We start from the raw sequence: 24549 nt of genomic DNA, 5'->3' as shown, positions 1-24549 counted from the left end.
AGAGGTTCTTATATCTTTGCGAGGAATTTTAACTAACCTCAAATCAAATAATGAAAATAAAATTGCTATTAATCTTTGCGCTTATTCTTTCTTTTAAATCCTATTCTCAAATTGTTTTTGAAAAAGGATACATAATCGACAATAATGATAATAAAATTGATTGTTTAATTGAAAACATTGACTGGAATAACAATCCGACAGAAATTCAATATAAACTAAATGAACAAGGAGAAAATAGTCTCGCTAATATTCAAAATATTAAAGGATTTGGCATTTATAATGAATCAAAATATGAACGATTCAATATTGATATCGATCGGTCATCTTCAGAATTAAGAGAGATGAAATTTGAAAATTATCCAGTCTTTAAGAAAGAGATACTTTTCTTGAGAGTTATTGTTGAAGGCAAAGCCACTTTATATGAATATATTGATGGGAATTTGGTCCGATATTTTTACAAAATTGACCAAAATCCTGTTCAACAATTGGTTTTTAAAACGTATAAAATTCAGCAAGATCAAGTTGGAATAAACAATCAATTTAGACAGCAATTGTGGGCTAATCTACAATGCGCTGAAATTGGTATAGTTGAAGTAGAAAAGTTAAAATACAAAGCAGAAGAACTCACTAATTTTTTTACAAAATACAATAAGTGTCAAAACTCAAATTTAACAATTTATCACGATCAAACTAAAAAAGACCTATTTAACCTTAACATTAGAACAGGAATTACAAATTCTAATTTAACTATTTCAAATCAATCGCCTTTTAATTTTAGCAATAGAATTGGTTTTAGATTAGGTCTTGAAGCAGAGTTTATCCTTCCGTTTAATAAAAATAAATGGGCTATATTATTTGAACCAACTTATCATAGTTTTTCAACAGGAAACACATTAGAAACTGAAAAAGCAAAAATCATTTATAACACTATTGAGCTTCCTGTAGGTTTTAGATATTATATGTTTGTTAATGACAAATCAAAATTCTTTGCCAATACCCAATATGTCATTATGCAGGCGGTTAATTCTACACTTCATTTTGAAGGTAATAAGTACAAGAACAGCGAAAGGCAAATATTACCTAATAGCAGTCTTTTCTTTGGTGCAGGTTACAATTTTAGAGGAAAGTATAGTGCCGAATTAAGAATGAATTTTAAAAAGAATATTCTAGATAACTACTTTTCAGATTCTTCAACATACCGTTCTTTTTCTCTAGTTTTAGGCTACACGTTGATTTAACTCTTTACAAACCAATAAATTATCCTTAAATTATAAATAATGAAAATAAAATTACTATTACTTTTTGCTCTTATTCTTTCTTTTAAATCCTATTCTCAAATTGTATTTGAAAAAGGATATTTCATTGACAACAACGACAAAAAGACAAACTGTTTAATTAAAAATATTGACTGGAGTAACAATCCATCAGAAATTCAATATAAATTAGATGAACAAGATCAGCCGATTACAATTTCTATTCAACAAATAAAAAGCTTTGAAATTGAAAATCAGTCCAAATACGAGCGATTTACTGTAGATATAGACAAATCTACTAGTGTAATAAGCAACATGAGCTATGATAAAAATCCTGAGTTCAAAAAAGAAACCGTCCTATTGAAAGTTTTACTAGAAGGAAAAGCAAGTTTATATGAATATGTTTTCGGTAATACTACGCGTTATTTTTTTAAAACAGATTCAGTAGAAATTAATCAATTAGTTTTCAAATCTTATAAAACTTCTGAAGAACAGATTGCACAAAATAAGCAATATAAACAGCAATTGTGGATGGCTTTAAAATGTGATAATATTGTTATTGCTGATGTCGAAAAACTTACTTATAGAAAAAATAGTTTGTTGAAATTTTTTACAAAATACAATGAATGCAACAATTCAAAATACACCATTTTTAAATCTAATGAAAAAAGAGATTTATTCAATTTAAACATTAGACCAGGAATTACCAGCTCCGTAATATCAATTAGCAATCCTTCAATGTCAACACCTGATTATGATAGAGACTTTGACAATAAAATTGGATTCCGTTTTGGTGTTGAAGCTGAATTGTTTTTACCATTTAATAAAAACAAATGGGCTGTAATTTTTGAACCGACTTACGTAGGAGGATATAAAGCAGAAAAATCAAGACTTGATTCAAGAACAAATGAAGAATTGAAAGGAAACATTCAATACAACGCAATCGAATTGCCTCTTGGAATACGATACTACATGTTTTTAAATAATGATTCAAGTGTTTTTCTAAACGGCCAAATCGTTATGGATCAAGCAATAAATTCAGAAGCATATCTGGAGTATTCTTCACAAAGGAACACTACTCTTGAACTAAAACCAACTACAAGCTTTGCGTTTGGGTTAGGATATAAATTTAAACAAAAGTACAGTGTAGAATTTAGAGCAAATCTAGGAAAGAATGTAGTTGCAAATTATAGAGAATGGAATTCCAACTATAAGTCATTCGCTTTAACTTTTGGTTATTCAATATTTTAAAAAATCAACGATACAGAGAAAAAGAGCTTTACATAATTTGTAAAGCTTTTTTTTATTCCATTTAGTTTTTCCTTAAATTAGAGCTTTTAAAAATTTATATGCATTTCAGCATTTTCATCAAATACCTAACAAACCACATCTAACCTAAAAGAAATGAAAACAGAAAATAACAAATTTGCTAAAGCCGAAATGCTGATTCGAAAACCTGTTTCAGAAGTTTTTCAGGCTTTTATTGATCCTCAGATTACGAGTAAATTTTGGTTTACTAAAGGATCTGGAAAATTAGAAGAAAATCAGAAAACGGAATGGACTTGGGAAATGTATGGCTTTTCGCTTTCAGTAAAGACGCTTGTTCTTCAAGAAAATAAAAAGATTGTCATCGAATGGGGAAATCCAGACGAACTTACTCTAGTAGAATGGGTTTTTAGTCCGTTGAATGAAAACGAAACTTTTGTGAGTATTACCAATTCTGGTTTTCAAGGAGATGCAGATAAAATAATCGATCAGGTTCGTAATTCAACTGAAGGTTTTACTTTGGTTTTAGCTGGAGCAAAAGCTTATTTAGAGCATCATTTGCAATTAAATCTGGTTTTGGATCGCTTTCCTAAGGGGCTTGCTTAATAGTGTTTTTAATACTTTGTGATTTTTTAACCGCAGAGCACGCAAAGGTTCTACGCAGAGAACGCGAAGTTTTTTTTGAGAATCATTAAAAATGAAAAGTTCACAAAGCTTTGTCTACACAAAGTTTATCTAGATAAAGCTTTGCGAACTTAATATATAGATTCTGCTTAGTCTCCCAATTAAAATATCTTAGCGAACTTTGCGTAAAAATTAACCACAAAGTTTTTTACGCAAAGAAAACTTGAAACATTAAACTTGAAACATTAAACTTCAAACAAAAAATCATGGACATTAAAAAACCCGAAAATATAGACGAATACATTGGTGGATTTCCAAACGATGTTCAGGAAATTTTGGAGAAAGTTAGAATGACAATTCAAAAAGCAGCTCCAGATGCCAAAGAAAAAATCAGTTATTCTATGCCAGCTTTTGACCAAAATGGAATTGTCGTTTATTTTGCTGCTTATAAAAACCATATCGGACTTTATGCTTTACCAACTGGACACGAAGCTTTTGCAACAAAACTTTCTAAATACAAATCTGGAAAAGGCTCTGTTCAGTTTCCACTAAAAGATCCAATGCCTTATGATTTAATCGCTGAAATCGTTAAATTTAGAGTCAAAGAAAATCTGGAAAAAGTAAAAAAGAAATAACCCAAATGAATTTAACCGAACATTACAACGAGCTTTATAAATCATCTTCTGAAACCATTTCATCAGGAAAATATTCCATCGATTCTGAGCTTAAAAATGAGTCAGATTCTCGTTTTGGAATTACGTTGCTTATTCGCCCAAATGATGAAATTAAAGCCAATATTGAAGACTTTATTAGCGAATTGAAAAAAGCGGAGCCTGAACAGTATTTTTATCCGGATTCAGATATTCATATTACGGTTATGTCAATTATTTCTTGTTCTTCAGATTTCAATTTAAATCAGATTTCGCCAAACGAATATATTGAAGTGATTTGCAGAAGTCTTGTTGATGTTGAGAAAATCCAAATTCAGTTTAAAGGAATTACCGCTTCTCCATCTGCCTTCATGATTCAGGGATTTCCAAGTGATGAAACTTTGAATAATTTGAGAAATAGACTTCGTGAAAATTTTAAAAATTCAGAATTACAGCAAAGTATAGATAGTCGTTATTCTATATTTGCGGCACATGCTACTGTTATGCGTTTTCAGGAAAAACTTCAAGACACAAAAAAACTAATAGAAATAGCAGAAAAATTCCGTGATTATGATTTCGGAACTTTTGAAGTCAAAAAGTTAGAATTGGTTTATAATGACTGGTATCAGCGTAAAAGTACAACGCGCGTTTTAGGGGATTTTGGATTGAGGTAATTTTTTTTGCCACTAATTTCACCAATTCTTTTTTTCTTTATTTAAACTTTCCAAAATGCCATAAAACCCCAGAAGGATCATGAAGAAAACATTCGCTTCCCCAATCTTCATAACGGATTGGCGTTAGTTTTACATCATATTTTTCAGTAAGATTTAAAGCTAAGAGTTCGCTGTAATAACGCTCCACATCATCGACTTCAAGAAAAATCATGGTATTTTCGATCCAGTTTTTATCGTAATAATCCTGAAGATAAAAAGCAATTTCTCCCGTTTTAAAAACAGACATTTTTGAATCTAAAACCGTTTCTTCAAATCCTAAATCGCGATAAAAACTTCTTGAGATTTCGAAATTTTTAGAACCTATAAATGGTCGAATTGATTTTGCGTTGTGATTCATTTTATTACAAATTTATGTCGCTATAATAAATTAAAAACCATTTATTATTAATCAGTTTAAATTGTCTTTCTACTTCAAAACCACTGTCTGGAATCCAGAATTTTTCTGTTATTAAAGTATCCGTTTTTACTAATGAATGCTGGTAGTCTTCAATTGCAGTATTTTCAGCTACTGGAACAGCTTGAAACTGCCAGTTCTTTCTTGTCCAATTGTATTGCTCAAAACCAGAAACATGTTTTCCTCCAATAGGAAAATCAACTCTCGAAACCTGAAAAAGAGAATCAGAATGAAACTTTTTATTGAATTCTTCAAAATTCTCTGGCAATTCTTTTTTCGTGGGTTTTGTAATGCTATCACTATTAACCACAACTTCAGAATTTAAATTTGTCTCTTCTTTAGCTCTATTGCAATTCAAAGAAATAAAAGCAAAAACCAAAACAGGAAAAATAGTTGAGATTTTCATGAAGGTATTATTTAATTTTTCTTCAAAATACTTCCCAAACCACGACCAATCTGCTCAATGGCTTCGATTCCTTTGGTTAAAGGCGAAGCTGTAAAATCTTCGTAGGCATCCATCGCACTTTCTTTTCTGTCGTCATGTGGATAAACCAAGATTACATTGTTTTCGCTAAATGCTTTTTCAAATTTTGAAGGCAGTCTATCAAAGATAGATTGATACGAAACCGAACCTTTTCTTGATAAATTGAAAACCACTAAATCTGTTGGTTTTATTTCATCTGTAATAGCCTCAAAATCTTCCCAGTCTATTACGCTTTTAAATCCTAATTTTGCATTCAGTTTTAAATTATTCGCTATTTGCTGAATCATCTGATGTGTATTATATTCCGCATAAACAACAATTGGAATACTTAATTCCTGAGACAAACGGCACATTTTCTGCAACAATAATTGAAATCCGATTCCTCTTTCTGAAAATGGCGGACAGATAAAAACCAATCTTTTTTCTTCAATAAAATTTCTTTGAAACCTGCAGATAAACAAATTCTTATCGACATTGTTAATAATCGAATCTACATTTTCTCCAAAAATTTTATCAATAAATCCAGTCTTTCTTGGCCAGCCAACAATCACGATATCCGACATGATTTCTTTGGAAGTTCTCGCAATTCCGCTCGCTGGATTATGGTCAATTCTGGCAATGGTATTAATTTTCACTTCTGAAGCTGATCCTTGAATTACAAATTTATCAGCAGCTTTTCTGTATTTTAAAATGTTCTTTTCTGCCTGATTATTATTGGGAACAATAGTCAATAACGTAACCGGATTTGACGATTTTTTGTCTTTTATTAAAAGTGCAAAATCCAATAAACTTGCAGCCGCAGAAGTTTTTGCTAGCGGAATTAATATATGCTCATCTAAAATCTGATCTTTTCCTGCATCTTGCGGTGAAATTTCTTCCTCACAAATCGCAATTTTTTTGGCTGCTTTTTCTGTGGCAAAAGAAGCTACAATACACGTAATCAGAATTAGGATAATGGTTCCGTTTAAGATATTTTCATCTAAAATTTTTGCTTTATACCCCACCAAAATTACCGCTAAAGTAGCTGCGGCGTGCGCACTGCTCAATCCGAAAATAAGCTGTCTTTCGGTTCTAGTATATTTAAAAACAATTTGAGTAAAAAATGCAGCAATCCATTTTCCAAAAATTGCCACAACACTCAAAGTTCCTGCCACAATCAAAGCTGTTGGTCCGCTTAAAATAACGCTTACATCAACTAACATTCCCACAGAAATCAGGAAAAACGGAATAAACAATGAATTCCCGATAAATTCAATTCTGTTCATTAAAGCAGAAGAATGCGGAATAAGCGGATTTAATGCCAAACCTGCAACGAAAGCACCAATAATTGGCTCTACTCCTGCTACTTCGGCCAAAAACGCGGCAAAGAAAACTACCGAAAGCACAAAAATATAATGGGCATGTTTCTCACTTTCTAATTTTTTGAAAAACCATTTGGCAACACGCGGAATAATTACAAACATTATGGCAGAAAAAATGGCTAAGGAAACTATCAGCTTAACCCAAAAAGCCTGAGTTAAATTGCCTTGGCTGCTTCCCATAATTACGGCTAGAATAATCAAAACCGCAGTATCGGTCAAAATAGTTCCGCCGACTGTAATAGCAACCGCTTGATTTTTGGCAATTCCTAATTTACTCACAATCGGATAGGCAACCAAAGTATGTGTCGCAAACATGCTCGCCGTTAAGAAACTGGCATTAAAATCGTATTGAAGCAAATAAAAACAAACTGGAAATCCGATTGAAAGCGGCAGAATAAAGGTAAAAAAACCGAAAAGCAAACTCTTATTTCTGTTGGCTTTAAACTCATTCATATCCAGTTCTAGTCCCGCAATAAACATAATATACAAAAGGCCGATTGTCGAAAATAAATCAACAGCAGAATTTTTTGCTAAAATATTTAATCCGTGTGGGCCAATTACAACACCAGAAATAATAAGTCCGATAATTCCTGGAATATTGATCTTTTTTAATAAAATCGGCGAAAGCAGAATTATAAAAAGTATTAATGAAAATATCAATACAGGATTGCTTAGTGGTAATTCGAATTCTTGTAATAGATGTCTGAAAAATTCTATCATAGGGTAACTTTATCTTCTTGTGGTATTCATATTTGTAAAAAGACATTTTCAGAATTAAAACAAAAATCCATGAAGTATTAATATTAAGGAATCAAGTATTTATTCTAACTCGTTCTTTTACAAAAATACCTAAAAAACGTGAACTTTTTACGCAAACTGCATATTAAGGCCTTAAATTTATTTCGTTGCCAAATTATTAAATTTTAATATTTATTTTAACAAATACGCAAGATTAACATTAAAAAAGAAATCTTCATTGCATTATTCGATTATCTTTGTCTTAACAAAAATTGAACAATGGAAGAATGTATCTCTGTTTTTGATATGCTTAAAATTGGCGTTGGTCCTTCAAGCTCCCATACTTTGGGACCGTGGCGCGCTGCCGAACGCTTTCTGGAAGAACTGAAAGAAGAAGCAATTTTAGACGATATCACAAGGGTAAAAGTCGATTTATATGGCTCGCTTTCTTTAACTGGAAAAGGCCACGCAACAGATCTTGCCGTAATGCTCGGACTGAGCGGACAAGATCCTGAATACATTCCTGTGGAAGATATTGCCGGAATTATTAAAAAAATCGAAACCACAAACGAAATCAATTTGGGGAACCAGAAAGTGATTCCGTTCTTTTTTCTTCAAGACATTGTTTTCAATAAAGATTTTCTTCCTTTTCATGCCAACGGCTTGAAATTTACGGCTTACAAATCTGATGATTCTGAATATGAATCGACTTTTTATTCTATCGGAGGCGGATTTGTTGTTAAAGAAGAACGCACCAATGCTAAAATAAAGGAAGTTATAAAATGTGCTTTTCCTTACCCAGTTCAAAATGCTGCTGAATTGCTGAATTATACGATTAAAGAAAACAAATCGATTTCTGAAATTGTATATGAAAATGAAATTTCGATGCGTCCAGAAGCCGAAGTGCATTCTGAATTAATGCGCATCTGGAACACAATGCTGGAGTGCATGTACATTGGCTGTCATTCTGAAGGAATTCTTCCTGGCGGGCTTCATGTACGCAGAAGAGCTTTTGATATGCACCAAAACCTAATTGGATTATCAAATTATACCGATCCGCAAAGCTGGCTAGAAGAAATTAGAAAAACTGAGGTGAAATTTCGCCAGATCTTAAAATGGGTAAGCTGTTTTGCACTTGCCGTGAATGAAGTAAATGCGTCTCTAGGACGTGTGGTTACTGCTCCAACTAATGGAAGTTCTGGAGTAATTCCGGCAGTTTTAATGTATTATATGGTGATCGAAAATCACAACGCAGGCGAAAAAGAAATCAAACAATTTTTGATGGTTGCAGGCGAAATTGGAAGTATCTTCAAAAAAGGATCAACTATTTCTGCAGCAATGGGCGGGTGCCAAGCTGAGATTGGCGTTTCGTCTTCTATGGCCGCTGGTGCGCTTTGCGAATTAATGGGCGGAACTCCTGCTCAGGTTTTAATGGCGGCAGAAATCGCTATGGAACATCATTTAGGTTTAACCTGCGATCCTATTGGCGGACTGGTTCAGATTCCGTGTATCGAAAGAAACACAATGGGCGCCATTAAAGCAATAAATGCTGCTGAGTTGGCTCTCGAAACTGATTCTAAAAATGCTAAAGTTCCACTAGACAAAGTGATTAACACGATGTGGGAAACTGCAAAAGATATGAATTCTAAATACAAAGAAACTTCTGAAGGAGGTCTTGCAATTGCCGTAAATATGGCTGATTGCTAAAACTTTTTAAGCCACAGATTAAAGGATTAAAATGATTTTTTCATGCAGATTTAAAAAATTTGACAGATTTATTTTAAATTTATAATAATCTGCTTTCATTTTGTAAATCTGCGTAAAGAAAAAAAATCCGCGAAATCTTTTTAATCTGTGGCAAAAAACAAAATCAAATTCATGAAAAAACTTTACTTTTTACTCTTTTTCTGTTCTATTTTACTGCATTCTCAAGAACGTTATTTTCTAAATTCTGATACAAGACTTTTTATTTCTCCAAATACAAATGCCGATTTTTTAGGCTTTTTAAAATATGGAGCTCAAGTTCTATTATTGTCTGAAAATGAAAATGGCTGGTACAAAATACAAGCAGATAATTTGAACAAAGGATATGTACAAGAGAAATACGTAGCCAAAAGTCTCAATGCTAAAGATGTAAAAACTAAAGATCCAAAAAACCCAATTCTTGAAGGTGGCGATGCTTACTATGGCGGAAATCATCTTTTTATTCTTGCTGCCGGATTAAAAGCCAGAGTTTTACCAGATAAAAACTCAAAAATTAGAGAAATTCTATTTACAGGAGATCCCGTTGCTGTAAATTATCTTCCTTTAAATCCTGAGGAATGGGTTAATATTAGCGGAAGTCTGAATGAAGAATCTGCAAAATATACATTGAGAAAATTTCTTGGTACGAGACCTGATTTTGATACTTTATTGAATGATTTCGACACATTAGATAAAAACGCTCTTTCTGAACGTAAAACAGTAAGTGAAAGAATTGTAGAATTGGCCTGGAATAGTGATTATTCTAAATTAACTCCTGCCTATCAAAGATATTATGAAGTTGTCGAGAAACTCAATGATCCAAAATTACTTGCTGAAACCGAACTCAATATGGTTTTAGCGAAGGCATTATCCAATCATAAATTGCCTGAACAAATCATTTCATTCACACAAAAAGCACATTATTCGCTTAAAGGTTTTAAAACAAAATCGGTAACAATTTCGCAAACTGATTTAATTAAAATAATGGGAAATCCAGCAAAAAAAGCACGAATTTCAGACGAATGCGGGATTTACTTAAGTGATTTATTTTATTACTACCCTGACTTAGAGGTTTCTGTTGATGAAAAACAAAAACAAGGAGAAATCATAAAAGTTTACATTACTAAAAACAATAAATTTATAATAAATCAGAATGCGGATTTAGATCATACGCTGTCTGAAAAAGCTTTCATCGAAAAATATGGAACTTATATTGAAGCTTCTCTAAAATCACCGCACAATTACTCTATTGTAATGGAAGACAGCCAATTTCGCTTAGAATTCAAAGACGGCAAACTATTTTCTGTCGAAATATTCTATTATTGCTGATTCCCATTTTACAATTATTCAATACTTTTACAATATCAAATAAACAAGAAAATGTCAGTAGCAAAAAAAGATTATAAAAGAATCACAACAAAGTCATTAATTGAAATGAAAAGCAACGGAGAAAAAATCTCGATGCTTACTGCGTATGATTATACAATGGCGAAAATTGTTGATACCGCTGGTGTTGACGTAATTTTAGTTGGTGATTCGGCATCAAATGTAATGGCTGGTCACGAAACGACTTTGCCGATTACTTTAGATCAAATGATTTATCATGCTTCTTCTGTGGTTCGTGCTGTAGAAAGAGGTTTGGTTGTCGTTGATTTGCCTTTTGGAAGTTACCAGTCTGACCCAAAAGAAGCTTTGCGTTCTTCGATCAGAATTATGAAAGAAAGTGGTGCTCATGCGGTAAAATTAGAAGGCGGAAAAGAAATTAAAGAATCGATCAAAAAAATATTGCATGCTGGAATTCCAGTTATGGGACACTTAGGTTTAACGCCTCAGTCCATTTACAAATTTGGAACTTACAGTGTTCGTGCAAAAGAAGAAGAAGAGGCTGAAAAGCTTATTGAAGATGCTCAAATGCTTGAAAAAATAGGCTGTTTTGCTGTTGTTCTTGAAAAAATACCAGCTCAATTGGCTAAAAAAGTAGCAGAAAGCATTTCTATCCCTGTAATCGGAATTGGAGCTGGTGGCGGTGTTGACGGTCAGGTTTTAGTAATTCACGATATGCTTGGAATGAACAACGAATTCAGTCCGCGTTTCTTACGCCGTTACTTAAATCTTTACGACGAAATGACAAAAGCAATTGGTCAATATGCTGCCGATGTTAAGGCTAGCGATTTCCCTAATGCTAATGAACAGTATTAGTTTTTGAGTTGCTAAGCTGCTAAGGTTCTAAGGCTCTAAGGCTCTTAGGGACAAAGTTGCAAAGGGACAAAGTTGCAAAGAATAAACCTAATGTTTAAAAATATAAATTGCCTCCAGCTTTAGCTGGAGGTTCTTTTTAAGCCTATCGGAAAGGCTTTAGCCAAACTTTCTACATTTAATTCGAAATTCCCATTATGAAAATTATTTCTACCAAAGACAATTTACAAATTCTGCACGAAGACAATCATATTATCGTGGTTAACAAACGTGTGGGAGATATTGTGCAGGGAGATAAAACGGGCGACAAACCTCTTTCTGATATTGTAAAAGAATATATTAAAGAAAAATACAATAAACCTGGAGATGTTTTCTTGGGCGTTATTCATCGTTTGGATCGGCCGACAACTGGAATTGTAGCTTTTGCTCGTACAAGTAAAGCGCTTTCGCGAATGAATGAATTGTTCAGCAATCGGGAAACTAAAAAAACATATTGGGCGGTTGTAAAAAATAAACCAAAAGAGCCAAAAGCAAAATTGGTTCATTATTTAAAAAGAAACGAAAAAAACAATACCTCTAAAGCGCATTTAAAAGAAGTTCCGGACAGTAAATTAGCCAGTTTAGATTACACCATAATCAAAGAATTGCAGAATTACACTGCATTGGAAATCAATTTGCATACGGGAAGACATCATCAAATTCGTGCTCAATTAAGCGCTATTGGGTCGCCAATTAAAGGAGATTTAAAATACAGTGCAGACCGAAGTAATCCCGACGGCGGAATTCATCTTCACGCTAGAAAACTCACTTTTGTGCATCCTGTTTCTAAAGAAGATATCACAATTATTGCTCCAACTCCAGACGATCCAATTTGGAATGCGGTATGATTTTATGATTTAATTGTTAATTTTTTAAATTTTATCGATTAACTTGCATAGAGAAAAAAACAAGCTAATCGGAAAATGGATTATAAAAGCAACATCGGATATCGAAAGGAAACTCTAAAAAAGTTATTGTATAATATTCAGAAAAGTGAAGATTTAATCGTAAAAGCTTTATATGATGACTTTAAAAAACCAGAGTTTGAAGCTGTTTTGACTGAAACCAATTACGTTATTTCAGATCTGAAAGACGTTATAAAAAACATCTCCAAATGGGCAAAACCAGATCGAGTTTTTCCTTCCTTGCTTAATTTCCCTTCTAGCGATTATCTTTATAAAGAACCATACGGAGACGTACTAATCATTGCTCCTTGGAACTATCCTTTTCAGCTTGCCTTATGTCCGCTTATTGCCGCGGTCGCCGCAGGAAATCGCGTAGTTTTAAAACCTTCTGAATTAACACCTCATACTTCTGCCATCATAACAAAAATTATACAGAAAACATTCCATGTAAATCACGTCGAAGTTTTTGAAGGCGGAATCGAAGTTTCTAATAAATTATTGGCTCAGCGCTGGGATTATATCTTTTTTACCGGAAGCGTTGCTGTCGGCAAAATTGTTGCCAAAGCAGCAGCAGAAAACCTAACTCCGGTAACTCTAGAATTGGGCGGAAAAAATCCTTGTATTGTTGATGAAACCGCCAACTTAAAACTCGCTGCCAAACGAATTGTCTGGGGAAAATTTATTAATGCTGGACAGACTTGCATTGCTCCAGATTATATTCTGATTCAGAAAAACATGAAGGTCAATTTTATTTCTTATTTAATTGAAGAAATTATTAAAGCCTACGGAAAAAAAATAGATAAATCACCAGATTTTGCTCGAATTATAAATACTAAAAACTGGTTTAGATTGACCAACATGATTCAAAATGAGCATGTTTTGTTTGGCGGAGAAAGTGACGCCAATTCACTTTATATTGCTCCTACCCTTCTAGAAGAACCCGATCTAGATAGTGCCGTTATGAAAGAAGAAATCTTTGGGCCAATTCTGCCGATACTCGTTTATGAGAATGAAAACGATATTGAAAAGGTTGTTAGCCGTTATGAGAAACCTCTTTCATTTTATATTTTTAGTGAAAATAATTCATTTTCGAAGCAATTAATTTCAAAATACTCTTTTGGAGGCGGGTGCATCAATGATACTGTTGTTCATTTTTCCAATAAAAGACTGCCTTTTGGCGGTGTTGGACAAAGCGGAATCGGTGCTTATCATGGTAAACTAAGCTTCGATACCTTTTCTCATCATAAAGCAATTGTAAAAAAAGCAAACTGGCTCGATTTACCTATGCGTTACGCACCTTACAAAGATAAATTGGCTTCCATAAAACGTGTTTTAGACTGGTTATAAATCAATTAAAAACATTTGGGAATGTTTTGTAGATTTTGATACGGTATTGATTAAAAATATTATATTTACGTCAAGATACCTTTCAAATAGTACAAGTCTATAAAACAATTTTACATTAAAATGAAATCGACACTTAACCAAATTGAGGACATCAAAAAAAATGGCTATTCCCTTGATTTTGCTACAGTTTTTAATCATGCTTTCGAAAACTATAAAAAAATAGCTCTTTACTCTGGGCTTATCATTTTAGTATTTTCAATTATTGCCGCTGTGGCTTTTATGGGCGTAATGATAGCCTATTTTGGAGCCGAAGCTATGACTAAAGATTTCATTCAAAATTTTGAAAACCAAGAGTTCACCGCTATCCAACTTGTCATACAAACTGTTGCTGTTTCTGTAGTTGCAGGAATTACAGCCCCTTTTGGAGCAGGATTTCTAAAAATGGCAGATTCTGCAGACAAAGATGTAGAGTTTAACGTTTCAACCATTTTCACCTATTACAAATCTCCTTATTTCGGGCAAATTTTTGTAGCCGCATTTATTCCTGCTTTGCTAGGAACTGCTCTAGCCAATTTAATTGATAGCTTGGGCGTTTTGTTTGTCGGAAATATAATTTCGTTTACCGTTTCCTTCTTTATGTATTTATCAATTCCGTTAATTGTTTTCGGAAATCTAAAAGCATTCGATGCTATAAAAGCCAGCATTATTATCGTTACAAAAAATCCAATTAACATATTTGCTTTTTTCATCATAGGTTTTCTTGGTTCAATGATTGGCTTTATTGGCTGTTGCGTTGGAGTCATTTTTACTGTTGTTTTTAATAGCTCAATGATTTACGCAACCTATTTTGCCATTTTTGGAACAGAATCTGAAGAAGAAGATTCAATAGATTCTATTGGAAGACAGGATGTAGATTAAAATAGAAAATTCTTATTTCGCAGAGAAACTAACCACTTCTTTTTAAGAATTTTCAAAACCTTATTTACTAAACCAACATACCCCAAATTCTATGGCCGCAAACTGTAGTTTTTTCAATTCGGTTATTTCAGGAATTTTCACTATTGGAAATGCCTTTGAATCAATTATGACCGGATGGTATGTGTTTAATTCCGATATCATTTATTACAATAATCATAAACTTTTTGTTTTAGGATTATCACTTTTTGCCTTTCTTTCACTGCTGGTTTATCAATTTTTTAGAATTAAATCTAAAATTGGAAATTTCATCGAAAAAAAGAAAGAACAAGACACTGCCCGTAGAGAATACCAACTTTATATCCTGTTTTTTGGTATAGCGGTTATTGTTATCGAAATTATAAATGAAATCTTCAAAATTAGACCCAAAAGCCTATTATTAACCAATGTTTTAATCGGTGTTTTTGTTCTTATTACTTATGCCATAACAGATAAAATTAAATGGCTGAGAGATCAAATCCAACAGATATTTATTTTCTGTTTTTTCATTTACATCAGTTACGTCGCCTTCAACATTGTTACTTTAAAAAATGATGTTGTGCCCATCATCGTTTTCCTAATTTCATTTTTCTTTTCTTACAACATCCTCAAACCCATAAAAATTTACTGGTTTTTTGTTGGTTTAACGTTTACTTTTTTAATTGTTACGTTAGCACTGCATCTTATTCCGATAAAATCTTCTATTTTACTACTCAATTTTTGTATCCTCATTTTCATTATAAATCAGGTAAAATATGCTGTTTTAGTAAACAATCGTGACAATTTTAGGTTTGCAAACGAAATTGTTCATAAAGGAAATTCGCTTACGATAGCATCCAACCAAAAAGGCGAAATACTTTTTTGCAGCGAAACGATAACTCCAATTTTAGGATACCAACCTGATGCTGTTATGGGATTAAAATTCTGGGAACTAACGCAAGATCCTGAATCGCACGGAAATTTAAATGCAACAGGAAATCAAGAAAACAAACTTTACATTAGAAAATTAAAAACCCAAAACGGCGAATACAAATACATTCAGTGGAAAGATAAAAAATTCTCAGACGATTTAATTATCAGCATTGGACAAGATGTTACAGAACAGGTTATAGTTCAAGATCAGTACAAAAATCTAATTCAGACAGCAACCGATATTATTTTTGAAATCGATGCAGAAGGTCATTTTACTTTTATAAATGAATTTGGTGCTTATGCTCTTGGCTACACTGAAAATGAAATAATTAAAAAACATTATTCCAATTTTATTCACGAAAATTATATCAATAGCGCCGTTGATTTTTATGAGAATTTGGTGCTTAACGAAAGTAATTATCCTATTATTGAAATTCCGGTTCTGAAAAAAAATGGTGAAGAAATATGGATTTCACAAAAAATCATTGTCCGTAAAAATGAACTAGGATTAACAACTGGATTTTCTGGAATAGCAAGAGATATTACAGAAAAAAAGAATATCGAAAACGAGAAAAAAAAGCGTCTTAAAAAAATTGAAGCCTATAATAGTTCAACCAAAAAATTATCAACTACAGACTTTAGCAAATACAATCAATTAAACACTGTTATTGATTTAATCTTAAAAGAAGCCGCAACCATAAGTCAAGTCAATCGCATTAGTTTCTGGAAATATGACAATGATTTGATTACCTGCAAAAATCTTTTTAGTCTTGATAATCAAAGCCTAAGCGACAAAAATATTCTAAATAAGGAGTCTTATCCTATTTATTTTGAAACCTTAAACAACAAAGCGATTATTAATGCCCCAGATGTATTCAATAAACTGGAAACCTCTGAATTTGAAAAGCTTTATTTTACAAAAAATAACATCAAGTCGATGCTCGATGTGCCTATTTTCTTAACAGGCCAATTAGCGGGCGTGGCTTGTTTTGAAAGCACAGAACAAAAAAGAGAATGGGATAATGAAGACATTAATTATGCTAGAACTATTTCAGATGTAATTTCGTTGGCAATTTCTTCTCAAATGCGTTTAGAAGCAGAAAGAAAATTAGAGCTTAAAAGTCAGCTTTTGTCTGCGCTTTCTTCCTGTACCGAGAAGTTTCTACTAAGCAAAACCACGCACCAAATGTTTCAGGAAACGTACAACATTATTGGAAAAGCGGCCAAAGTAGATCATATGTATTACTACGAAAAAGATGCGATTTACAATGTTGTGAGCCAAAAATACAAATGGTCTCGCGAAGGTGTAACTCATCAGATTACGCCACTTCGCCTTATGTCTGAAGAAAATCTGAAAGAAATTTACGAGGCCGCATCACAAAGAAAAATTGTTAATACATTGACTCGAAATCTTGCCGATGGTTTCTTTAAAAAACTTCTGATTGACAATGAAATTCAATCTATCTTAATTCTACCGCTCTATATCAACGATATTTTTACTGGCTTTATTGGTTTTGATGACTGCACAACAGAAAGAAAATGGTCTGAAGACGAAATAAATATCTTTCAGGTTTTGGCAAATAATATTTCGTCTGCTTTAGAACGAAACCGAAATGAAACTAAAATTATAGAAAGTGAAGAAAAATTCAAATTGATTGCCAACAATATTCCTGGAACGGTTTATTTATCAAAATTTGATGCTTTTTCAACTAAAATATTCTTAAACGACGAAGTTTTAAACCTAACGGGATATTCAAAATCTGAGTTTATTGAAAATAATTTGTCTTTTCTCTCGTTAATTCATCCTGATGATAAAGAAGAAGTAATTAATAACCAAATTGATAATTTACAAAAAGGAATGCCCTTGCATAATGTGTACCGCATTAAGCGTAAAAGCGGCGAGTTTATTTGGATAGAAGAATTTGGAGACGTAATTAAACGAGATGATGAGATTGAATTTGTTGGCGGAATTTATTTTGACATTACAAGCAAAAAAGAAATAGAAGATGCCATAAAAGCCAAACAGCTTGCAGAAGCGGCAAACAAATCAAAATCTGATTTTTTGGCCAATATGTCTCACGAAATCAGAACTCCGCTAAACGGAATTATTGGTTTTACACACCTACTAATGAAAACGGATTTGGAAGAAATTCAAGAAAAATACATGACTACCATCAACCAGTCGGCCCATTCTCTTCTTGAAATTATAAATGACATTTTAGATTTTTCGAAAATTGAAGCCGGAAAATTGGAACTTTTTATTGATTTATATGATATTAAAAAAATCTTAGGACAAGTTTTTGATTTAATCCTTTATGAATCTAACAGAAAAAATCTCGAACTTGAACTGAATATTGATCCAGATGTTCCTAATTACATATGGACAGATATTGTGCGACTCAAACAAATTTTGATTAACCTTCTTTCTAACGCAGTAAAATTTACAATCAAAGGCTCTATCCAATTAAATGTTACGGTTTTAGAAAAAAAACACAACAACAACAGCCTTATCCGTTTTGCTGTAGTCGATACTGGAATTGGTATTCTAGAAAAAAATCAGAAGAAAATTTTTAAAGCATTTCTGCAGGAAGACAGTTCTACTACGAGAAAATTTGGAGGAACCGGTTTAGGTTTAACAATATCCAATCAGTTGCTTGCTTTAATGGAAAGCCGCTTACAGCTGGAAAGCAAAATTGATGAGGGAAGCACTTTCTTTTTTGATTTAAACTTAAAAACAAGCAATCAAAGTATTCATGATAAATACAACGCCGAGCTCAAAAGTTTAAATATCAATGTCGATTCTAATGCACTAGAAACAAGTGACAGCGATATTACTTTTTTGATTGTAGAAGACAACAAAGTAAATATGCTACTTCTTAAAACAATTATAAAAAATCTATATAGCAATGCCTTTATTTTTGAATGCGAAAACGGATACGAAGCCATTCAGCAATTTGAAAAAATCAATCCAACCATTATTTTTATGGATATCCAAATGCCAATCATGAATGGCTACGAAACTGCAAAAGCCATTAGAAATACTAAAAAAGGCCGAGATATTCCGATAATTGCCGTTACTGCCGGTGCTGAAAAAGAAGAACGAAACAAATGTATTTCTGCCGGAATGGACGATTATATTTCTAAACCGATTATGAAAGGAACAGTAGAAGAAGCTTTAGTAAAATGGCTAGGTTAATTTGTTGACAGTTTCGGTAAATTGATTTTAATCAAAAACTATAACTCAGACTAAAAACAAATGTTCTGATTGTGAAATTTATCCCAAAAAATCTCTAAATTCGTACAACGTTTTAAATAACAAGTTAAAAAACAATTTAATATGAAATGGTTAGGCAGAAGACAAAGTGATAATGTTGAAGACCGTAGAGGACTTTCTGGAGGGAAAGCAGTGCTTGGAGGTGGTGTAATTGGAATCATTATTTTGTTGCTAAATGTTTTTGGAGGCGAGACAGGCCAAACTGTAGGTTCTGTATTAGAACAAATGCAAGGCGGACAGCCACAAACAGAAGCTGCAGCTCCTTTAAGCAAGGAAGATGAAGAAATGGGAAATTTTGTTAGAGTTGTTCTAGCAGATAACGAAGACATATGGACCAAAATTTTTGCTGAACATGGCATGACATACGAAAAACCAAAATTAGTTCTTTTTAAAGGTTCTGTGCAAACAGCTTGTGGCGGTGCATCATCTGCTTCTGGTCCTTTTTACTGCCCTGGCGATCGTAAAGTGTATATGGATTTAGCTTTTTTTGAAGAATTAAAAAGTAGATTTGGTGCAAAAGGTGGCGATTTTGCCATAGCATACGTTATCGCCCATGAAATTGGACATCACATTCAAACTTTAATGGGAACATCTTCTAAAATGCGCCAAATGCAGCAAGGAAAAAGTGAGACTGAAGCCAATAAACTTTCTGTAGCATTAGAATTACAAGCCGATTTTTATGCTGGAGTTTGGACGCATTATAATCAAGCAAATCTAGATACTGGAGATATTGAAGAAGCTTTAAGCGCTGCAAATGCTGTTGGAGACGATGCCATTCAGAGTAAAATGCAAGGACATGTTGTTCCCGATTCTTTTACCCACGGAACTTCAGAGCAAAGAATGTATTGGTTTAACAAAGGTTTTAAAAGCGGAGATATTACCCAAGGCACTACATTTGAAGAAATTCGATAATACATAAACCAAATATAATAACCACCAGAAAAGCATGACTTAATCGTCGTGCTTTTTTTTATAAACCATATAAGTTATATAAGTTTTTTTTTGAAGCCATATTGTTGTTTTCCTAAACTGGAGAAAGAACATATTAGAAGCTGTATATATGAATTGTTACAAACATTTCTCTTAAAGATTCTTTAAAAAAAACTCAAATCACTTAAATGAACTTATATGGTTTACAAAAAAATAAAAGCACAAAAAAAGCCTTGAATTACTTCAAGGCTTTAAATCTGGGTGGCTGACCGGGTTCGAACCGGCGACCCGCGGCACCACAAACCGCTACTCTAACCAGCTGAGCTACAACCACCATTTTTCTGCTTAGCGAGTGCAAATATAGAACAAAGGTTCAGTTCTACAAAGAAAAAAATGAAAAATTTTCATAAAAATTAAATCAAATTTTCTAAGCTATTGACTGCCAAACATCTTTCAACTGTAAAACCTTCAGCAAAATCTTTCCCAACTAGCCTTCCTAAGTCCTGCGCACGATAATTTAAGCTTTCTAAAAAGTTTTTGCTCGTAATTGGCGTTGCAGGTTCCTTTGAATTCGGATCGTAAAATTGTGTTTTGTATGCTAAAACTGCTTCTATCTTTTTTTCTTCAAATCCTGTAATGTCTACAACAAAATCAGGTTCTAAGTTTTTCCATTGAATATAATGGTAAACGACGTTTGGTCGCCAAGCTTCCTGTTTTTCTCCATCAAGAGTAGTTTCTATTTTCATTAAACCAGACAAAAAGCAAGAATCAGAAACCAATTTGCTTCCTTTTCCGTGATCAATATGGCGGTCGTCAATTGCATTGCACAATACAATCTCAGGTTTGTATTTGCGAATCATTTTAATGACTTCCAACTGATGCTTTTCATCGTTAACGAAAAAACCGTCACGCATACGTAAATTTTCGCGTACAACAACGCCTAAAATGGCCGCAGCATCTTTTGCTTCCTGATCTCTAGTTTCTGCTGTACCGCGCGTTCCTAATTCGCCACGCGTTAAATCAACAATCCCCACTTTTTTCCCAAGAGAAACTTCTTTTAAAATGGTTCCAGCACAACCTAATTCTACATCGTCTGGATGTGCGCCAAAGGCTAGTATATCTAATTTCATAGTTTTTTATTTCATGTTTTTTTTTGTTTCAGGTTTCAAGTTTTACGCTTTGACCTAAAATCAGTGCTTTTGTTTCTCATTTCAGATTTACGTTCCAATTAGCAACTTGAAACATGAAACCTGAAACTTGAAACTATTTTTTCAAAACCCTCTTCATCGTCATCGACTTATTGACGCTTTCTTCCCATTCTTTTTCAGGAATACTTTCTTTAGTAATACCGCATCCCATATATAAAATGGCTTTATCTTCCTGAATCTGCATGCATCGTAAATTTACAAATAAATCAGAACTAGAATTATTTCCTGTAAAACTGTTGTTTAATTCACCCAGAAAACCGCTGTAAAAAGTACGCTCGTAATTTTCATTTTCTAAAATAAAAGCTTTTGATTTCTTTTTTGGAAGTCCACAAACGGCTGGCGTAGGATGCAAAGTATCAATTACTTCTTCTAGAGTCGAATTATCTTTTAAAACTCCCGAAATATCCGTTTTAATATGCCAAATCGATCCTGCTTTTAAACTGTAAGGTTCTGAAACTACAACCGAAGCAGCAAATTCGCGAAGGCGTTTTACTATAAAATCCGTTACAAACTGCTGTTCGTCTTTTTCTTTTTGCTGCCAAACGATTTCTATTTCCTGATTGTCTTTCTGCGTTCCCGCCAAAGCCATAGTTTCAAAAACATTTCCGTTTGCTTTTAGAAGTTTTTCTGGAGTTGCTCCCATCCAAAGTCCGATTTTAGGATGAAAAAAACAATAGCAGAAAGTTGCAGGATAAAGCTGTACCAAGTGCTGAAAAGTTTCGATAAAATCAAATTCAGACAAAGGCACTTCTTCACTTCGCGATAAAACCACTTTTTTGAATTCTTCATTTTTTATAGCCTGAATTCCTTGCGCCACTAAATATTCATATTGAAATTTAGCTTCAGGATCAAAATTCAAATCGTCGATCTCGATTGGATCAAAAGAAGTCGTTACTTTTTCTGCGGTAATAATTTCCGATTCGTTTTCGGGAATTAAAATCAGCTGTTTTTCGTCAAAAGAAGCAAAAACAAAACCTTTTTCGCTGTAATCCGAAATGGTATATAAAGTATTATTTTGCTGTAAAATCCCAACGTAGTTTGATGTGTTGGGTTTTGAATAAAGTACAAAGGGTAAATTTTGTTCTTTATGATTTTTAATTTTTAAGACAAATGAATTCATGATTTATTCGCTTTTCTTTCTATCCAAAACCATATTAGTCAATTTACAAAGGGAAACTAAATTCCCTTCTTCATCGGTAATTTTGATTTCCCAAAGATGAAGACTTCTTCCTTTATGAATAATTCTGGCCGTTCCAAAAACATAACCTTCACGAATACTTTTGAGGTGATTTGCCGAAATTTCGATCCCTCTTACCTCCTGCTCTTTCGGATTGATAAAAAAGAAAGAAGCTGCACTACCAACACTTTCTGCCAAAGCAACAGAAGCGCCTCCGTGCAATAATCCCATTGGTTGGTGAACACTTGGATTTACTGGCATTTTTGCAGTTAAAAAATCTTCTCCAGCGTCAATATATTCTATTTTTAGCGTTTCCATCAATGTGTTTTTAGAAAACTCATTACAGCGCGCCAAAATCTGCTCTTTTGTATAATTCATTAAAATAAACTTTAAAATCGTAAAATTAAAGAAAGATAAGACACAAATCGAAAAATAGCTTTCTAAAATTAAAAATCAACTTCAAACTTGTCAGTTTTTTGCTATTTTTACAAAAACAATTAAAATCAATCTTTGGCTTTTTTGCCACAGATTACACAGATTTTCACAGATTATTTTTTTATGCACCAAGCAAAAAATCATTCTAATCCTTTTATCCCGATAGCTATCCGGAGTGGCAAAAAAACTATCTAAATGCGTCAATACTTTTTACTTTTTATTTTCGGAATAATTCTGGCTTTCAGCTCTTGCAGAACTGATTTTGATACTGTTGCAAGTTCAGGAGATCTAAAGTTTTCAAAAGACACCGTTTATTTAGATACTGTTTTCAAAAATATTGGCTCAAGCACTTATCAATTAAAAGTCTACAATCAGAGCAAAAATGACATTTCGATTCCAGTTGTGCAATTTAAAAAAGGGTTAAATTCTAAATACAGAATGACCGTTGACGGAATGACAGGCAAGAACGGTAAGATTTTCAACAACGTTACACTTTTAGCAAAAGACAGTCTGTACATTTTTATAGAAACCACAGCTGATATTACAGACGCCAATCCAGCCGATTTTTTATATACCGATGAAATTCAGTTTGACAGCGGTGCAAATCTTCAAGAAGTGGCTTTGGTGACTCTAATTCAGGATGCTGTTTTTTTATATCCAAATCAAAATCCTGACGGAACTAAAGAAAAAATCAAAATCGACGGTAAAGATGTTGACGGATTTTATTTGAGTGAAAATGATTCTGCAAACGGAAATGAACTTCTTTTTACAAACGAAAAACCATATGTAATTTATGGCTACGCAGGAGTTCCGGAAAACAAAACAGTAACTTTTGAAGCTGGCGCTAGAGTTCATTTTCATGCCAATTCTGGATTATATGTAGGTAATAAAGCTTCGCTTCAAATTAACGGAACCGTTTCTACAACAGACAAACTAGAAAAAGAAGTTATTTTTGAAGGCGACCGATTGGAATCTCTGTATGATGATATTCCAGGACAGTGGAAATCTGTTATTTTTGAAAAAGGCAGCTTAAATCATGCTGTGAATCATCTCACTTTAAAAAATGCCATTATTGGTTTAGATTTTAGAAGTCCTTCAAATACTGTTGAAATTAAAAACTCACAAATTTACAATTGTGCGGAGTACGGAATTCTAGCTCAAAACGCACAAATTAACGGAGAAAACATTGTTGTTAATTACGCAGGTTTAGCAAGTTTATCTTGTGTTTATGGCGGAAATTACAATTTTACACATTGCACTTTTAACAACAATTGGTCAGGGAGCGCTCAATTTGCAGTGAATTTAAGCAACTATATGGCAGGCGCAACTCCAGAAACCAATCCGTTGACGAATGCCACTTTTAACAACTGTATTATTTATGGTTCGGCTTCAAACGAATTTAATTTAGACAAAAATACAACTGCGCCATTTGTTTATCAATTGAACAATTGTTTATTGAAGTTTAGCGGTTCTACAACAAATTCGTTATACCAATTTAAAACTGATACGGAACATTACAATACTATTATTTTGAATGAAAATCCAAAGTTTTATAATGTTGCTGAGAATAAATTCAATATCGATAAAACTTCTGCCGCTTTCGCAAAAGGGAATCAGGCATACATAATTCCTACTGATATTTTAGGAATTACCCGAACTTCTCCACCAGATTTGGGTGCTTATCAGAGTGCTGAATTTCCTAAATAAGTTTTTTTTCTTTGCGCTAAATATTTTTTTCTCGCAGATCTGGCAGATTAAGCAGATTATTAAACTGCTTTAAGATTTACACAGATTTTAAACTAAAAATTGATAGAATCTGCTCAATCTGCCAGATCTGCGAGATAACAATCTCTTTTTTTACGCAGATTTATTCAACTAAAATCTGCTGAAATCTAAACAAATCTGCGTGAAACAAAACTTTTTAA

The 24549-nt window shown here is 33.1% G+C and carries 20 protein-coding genes and 1 tRNA gene; 14 read left to right on the top strand and 7 right to left on the bottom strand.

The features are described 5' to 3' along the window. Nucleotides 1–50: 50 nt before the first annotated feature. The 5 genes from EG814_RS06965 (at nucleotide 51) to EG814_RS06945 (ending at nucleotide 4467) form a co-directional block, all read left to right on the top strand. Entirely contained in the window at nucleotides 51–1238 is a 1188-nt protein-coding gene (locus EG814_RS06965) for a porin family protein (RefSeq protein ID WP_125720285.1), read from the top strand. 39 nt (nucleotides 1239–1277) lie between these two features. Further along, on the top strand, nucleotides 1278–2504 hold the full coding sequence (locus EG814_RS06960; RefSeq protein WP_125720283.1) for a porin family protein: 1227 nt from the start codon (nucleotides 1278–1280) through the stop codon (nucleotides 2502–2504). 153 nt (nucleotides 2505–2657) lie between these two features. Further along, the gene (locus EG814_RS06955) at nucleotides 2658–3125 is read left to right on the top strand and encodes an SRPBCC family protein (protein ID WP_125720281.1); all 468 of its coding nucleotides are present in this window, start codon (nucleotides 2658–2660) and stop codon (nucleotides 3123–3125) included. A gap of 284 nt (nucleotides 3126–3409) precedes the next feature. Beyond that, nucleotides 3410–3778, top strand: a complete 369-nt coding sequence (locus EG814_RS06950) for an iron chaperone (RefSeq protein ID WP_125720279.1) — start codon at nucleotides 3410–3412, stop codon at nucleotides 3776–3778. Between the two features lie 5 nt (nucleotides 3779–3783). After that, a complete protein-coding gene (locus EG814_RS06945; RefSeq protein ID WP_125720277.1) occupies nucleotides 3784–4467 on the top strand; it encodes a 2'-5' RNA ligase family protein in 684 nt (227 codons plus the stop codon). Between the two features lie 37 nt (nucleotides 4468–4504). On the opposite strand, the gene EG814_RS06940 is transcribed toward EG814_RS06945, so the two are convergent. From EG814_RS06940 to EG814_RS06930, 3 genes are read right to left on the bottom strand one after another with little or no spacing between them, the layout of a single operon-like run. Continuing rightward, on the bottom strand, nucleotides 4505–4864 hold the full coding sequence (locus tag EG814_RS06940; RefSeq protein ID WP_125720275.1) for a VOC family protein: 360 nt from the start codon (nucleotides 4862–4864) through the stop codon (nucleotides 4505–4507). A 4-nt stretch (nucleotides 4865–4868) separates the two neighbouring features. Next, a complete protein-coding gene (locus EG814_RS06935; RefSeq protein ID WP_125720273.1) occupies nucleotides 4869–5327 on the bottom strand; it encodes a hypothetical protein in 459 nt (152 codons plus the stop codon). Between the two features lie 11 nt (nucleotides 5328–5338). After that, entirely contained in the window at nucleotides 5339–7486 is a 2148-nt protein-coding gene (locus EG814_RS06930) for a cation:proton antiporter (RefSeq protein ID WP_125720271.1), read from the bottom strand. Nucleotides 7487–7783: 297 nt separating this feature from the next. On the opposite strand from EG814_RS06930, the gene EG814_RS06925 reads away from it, so the two are divergent. The 8 genes from EG814_RS06925 (at nucleotide 7784) to ypfJ (ending at nucleotide 19786) form a co-directional block, all read left to right on the top strand. After that, entirely contained in the window at nucleotides 7784–9211 is a 1428-nt protein-coding gene (locus EG814_RS06925) for an L-serine ammonia-lyase (RefSeq protein ID WP_125720269.1), read from the top strand. Nucleotides 9212–9382: 171 nt separating this feature from the next. Next, the gene (locus EG814_RS06920; protein WP_125720267.1) at nucleotides 9383–10576 is read left to right on the top strand and encodes an SH3 domain-containing protein; all 1194 of its coding nucleotides are present in this window, start codon (nucleotides 9383–9385) and stop codon (nucleotides 10574–10576) included. Between the two features lie 51 nt (nucleotides 10577–10627). After that, complete coding sequence (panB, locus tag EG814_RS06915; protein WP_125720265.1) at nucleotides 10628–11446, top strand: 3-methyl-2-oxobutanoate hydroxymethyltransferase; 819 nt, start codon at nucleotides 10628–10630, stop codon at nucleotides 11444–11446. A gap of 194 nt (nucleotides 11447–11640) precedes the next feature. Next, nucleotides 11641–12330 (top strand): RluA family pseudouridine synthase, encoded by a 690-nt coding sequence (locus EG814_RS06910; protein WP_125720263.1) that lies wholly within the window; start codon nucleotides 11641–11643, stop codon nucleotides 12328–12330. Between the two features lie 75 nt (nucleotides 12331–12405). Further along, the gene (locus tag EG814_RS06905; RefSeq protein WP_125720261.1) at nucleotides 12406–13734 is read left to right on the top strand and encodes an aldehyde dehydrogenase; all 1329 of its coding nucleotides are present in this window, start codon (nucleotides 12406–12408) and stop codon (nucleotides 13732–13734) included. Nucleotides 13735–13854: 120 nt separating this feature from the next. Next, on the top strand, nucleotides 13855–14652 hold the full coding sequence (locus EG814_RS06900; protein ID WP_125720259.1) for a DUF2189 domain-containing protein: 798 nt from the start codon (nucleotides 13855–13857) through the stop codon (nucleotides 14650–14652). Nucleotides 14653–14743: 91 nt separating this feature from the next. Next, entirely contained in the window at nucleotides 14744–18796 is a 4053-nt protein-coding gene (locus EG814_RS06895) for a PAS domain S-box protein (protein ID WP_125720257.1), read from the top strand. Nucleotides 18797–18937: 141 nt separating this feature from the next. Then, nucleotides 18938–19786 carry a KPN_02809 family neutral zinc metallopeptidase gene (ypfJ, locus tag EG814_RS06890; RefSeq protein ID WP_125720255.1) on the top strand — a complete coding sequence of 283 codons (849 nt, stop codon included), beginning with the start codon at nucleotides 18938–18940 and terminating at the stop codon, nucleotides 19784–19786. Between the two features lie 278 nt (nucleotides 19787–20064). On the opposite strand, the gene EG814_RS06885 is transcribed toward ypfJ, so the two are convergent. From EG814_RS06885 to EG814_RS06870, 4 genes are all read right to left on the bottom strand, one after another. Continuing rightward, nucleotides 20065–20138: transfer RNA gene (locus EG814_RS06885), tRNA-His, on the bottom strand. A gap of 79 nt (nucleotides 20139–20217) precedes the next feature. Beyond that, nucleotides 20218–20934 (bottom strand): bacillithiol biosynthesis deacetylase BshB1, encoded by a 717-nt coding sequence (gene bshB1 / locus EG814_RS06880; RefSeq protein ID WP_125720253.1) that lies wholly within the window; start codon nucleotides 20932–20934, stop codon nucleotides 20218–20220. 133 nt (nucleotides 20935–21067) lie between these two features. Continuing rightward, the gene (locus EG814_RS06875; RefSeq protein ID WP_125720251.1) at nucleotides 21068–22132 is read right to left on the bottom strand and encodes a chorismate-binding protein; all 1065 of its coding nucleotides are present in this window, start codon (nucleotides 22130–22132) and stop codon (nucleotides 21068–21070) included. A gap of 3 nt (nucleotides 22133–22135) precedes the next feature. Beyond that, nucleotides 22136–22567 (bottom strand): PaaI family thioesterase, encoded by a 432-nt coding sequence (locus tag EG814_RS06870; RefSeq protein WP_012026684.1) that lies wholly within the window; start codon nucleotides 22565–22567, stop codon nucleotides 22136–22138. A 252-nt stretch (nucleotides 22568–22819) separates the two neighbouring features. Here EG814_RS06870 and EG814_RS06865 point away from each other — a divergent pair, with 252 nt between their 5' ends. Then, on the top strand, nucleotides 22820–24331 hold the full coding sequence (locus EG814_RS06865) for a hypothetical protein (protein ID WP_125720249.1): 1512 nt from the start codon (nucleotides 22820–22822) through the stop codon (nucleotides 24329–24331). The last annotated feature ends 218 nt before the right edge of the window (nucleotides 24332–24549 follow it).

The sequence above is a fragment of the Flavobacterium ustbae genome (assembly GCF_003946915.1).
Lineage (GTDB): Bacteria > Bacteroidota > Bacteroidia > Flavobacteriales > Flavobacteriaceae > Flavobacterium > Flavobacterium ustbae.
The sequence above is the reverse complement of the archived record's forward strand: the minus strand, read 5'-3'. Positions and strand labels throughout refer to the sequence as shown.

Bases quoted from the DNA above. Each gene is read 5' to 3' on its own strand.
- EG814_RS06965 (WP_125720285.1), top strand. From the start codon at position 51: ATGAAAATAAAATTGCTATTAATCTTTGCGCTTATTCTTTCTTTTAAA.
- EG814_RS06960 (WP_125720283.1), top strand. From the start codon at position 1,278: ATGAAAATAAAATTACTATTACTTTTTGCTCTTATTCTTTCTTTTAAA.
- EG814_RS06955 (WP_125720281.1), top strand. From the start codon at position 2,658: ATGAAAACAGAAAATAACAAATTTGCTAAAGCCGAAATGCTGATTCGA.
- EG814_RS06950 (WP_125720279.1), top strand. From the start codon at position 3,410: ATGGACATTAAAAAACCCGAAAATATAGACGAATACATTGGTGGATTT.
- EG814_RS06945 (WP_125720277.1), top strand. From the start codon at position 3,784: ATGAATTTAACCGAACATTACAACGAGCTTTATAAATCATCTTCTGAA.
- EG814_RS06940 (WP_125720275.1), bottom strand. From the start codon at position 4,864: ATGAATCACAACGCAAAATCAATTCGACCATTTATAGGTTCTAAAAAT.
- EG814_RS06935 (WP_125720273.1), bottom strand. From the start codon at position 5,327: ATGAAAATCTCAACTATTTTTCCTGTTTTGGTTTTTGCTTTTATTTCT.
- EG814_RS06930 (WP_125720271.1), bottom strand. From the start codon at position 7,486: ATGATAGAATTTTTCAGACATCTATTACAAGAATTCGAATTACCACTA.
- EG814_RS06925 (WP_125720269.1), top strand. From the start codon at position 7,784: ATGGAAGAATGTATCTCTGTTTTTGATATGCTTAAAATTGGCGTTGGT.
- EG814_RS06920 (WP_125720267.1), top strand. From the start codon at position 9,383: ATGAAAAAACTTTACTTTTTACTCTTTTTCTGTTCTATTTTACTGCAT.
- panB (WP_125720265.1), top strand. From the start codon at position 10,628: ATGTCAGTAGCAAAAAAAGATTATAAAAGAATCACAACAAAGTCATTA.
- EG814_RS06910 (WP_125720263.1), top strand. From the start codon at position 11,641: ATGAAAATTATTTCTACCAAAGACAATTTACAAATTCTGCACGAAGAC.
- EG814_RS06905 (WP_125720261.1), top strand. From the start codon at position 12,406: ATGGATTATAAAAGCAACATCGGATATCGAAAGGAAACTCTAAAAAAG.
- EG814_RS06900 (WP_125720259.1), top strand. From the start codon at position 13,855: ATGAAATCGACACTTAACCAAATTGAGGACATCAAAAAAAATGGCTAT.
- EG814_RS06895 (WP_125720257.1), top strand. From the start codon at position 14,744: ATGGCCGCAAACTGTAGTTTTTTCAATTCGGTTATTTCAGGAATTTTC.
- ypfJ (WP_125720255.1), top strand. From the start codon at position 18,938: ATGAAATGGTTAGGCAGAAGACAAAGTGATAATGTTGAAGACCGTAGA.
- bshB1 (WP_125720253.1), bottom strand. From the start codon at position 20,934: ATGAAATTAGATATACTAGCCTTTGGCGCACATCCAGACGATGTAGAA.
- EG814_RS06875 (WP_125720251.1), bottom strand. From the start codon at position 22,132: ATGAATTCATTTGTCTTAAAAATTAAAAATCATAAAGAACAAAATTTA.
- EG814_RS06870 (WP_012026684.1), bottom strand. From the start codon at position 22,567: ATGAATTATACAAAAGAGCAGATTTTGGCGCGCTGTAATGAGTTTTCT.
- EG814_RS06865 (WP_125720249.1), top strand. From the start codon at position 22,820: ATGCGTCAATACTTTTTACTTTTTATTTTCGGAATAATTCTGGCTTTC.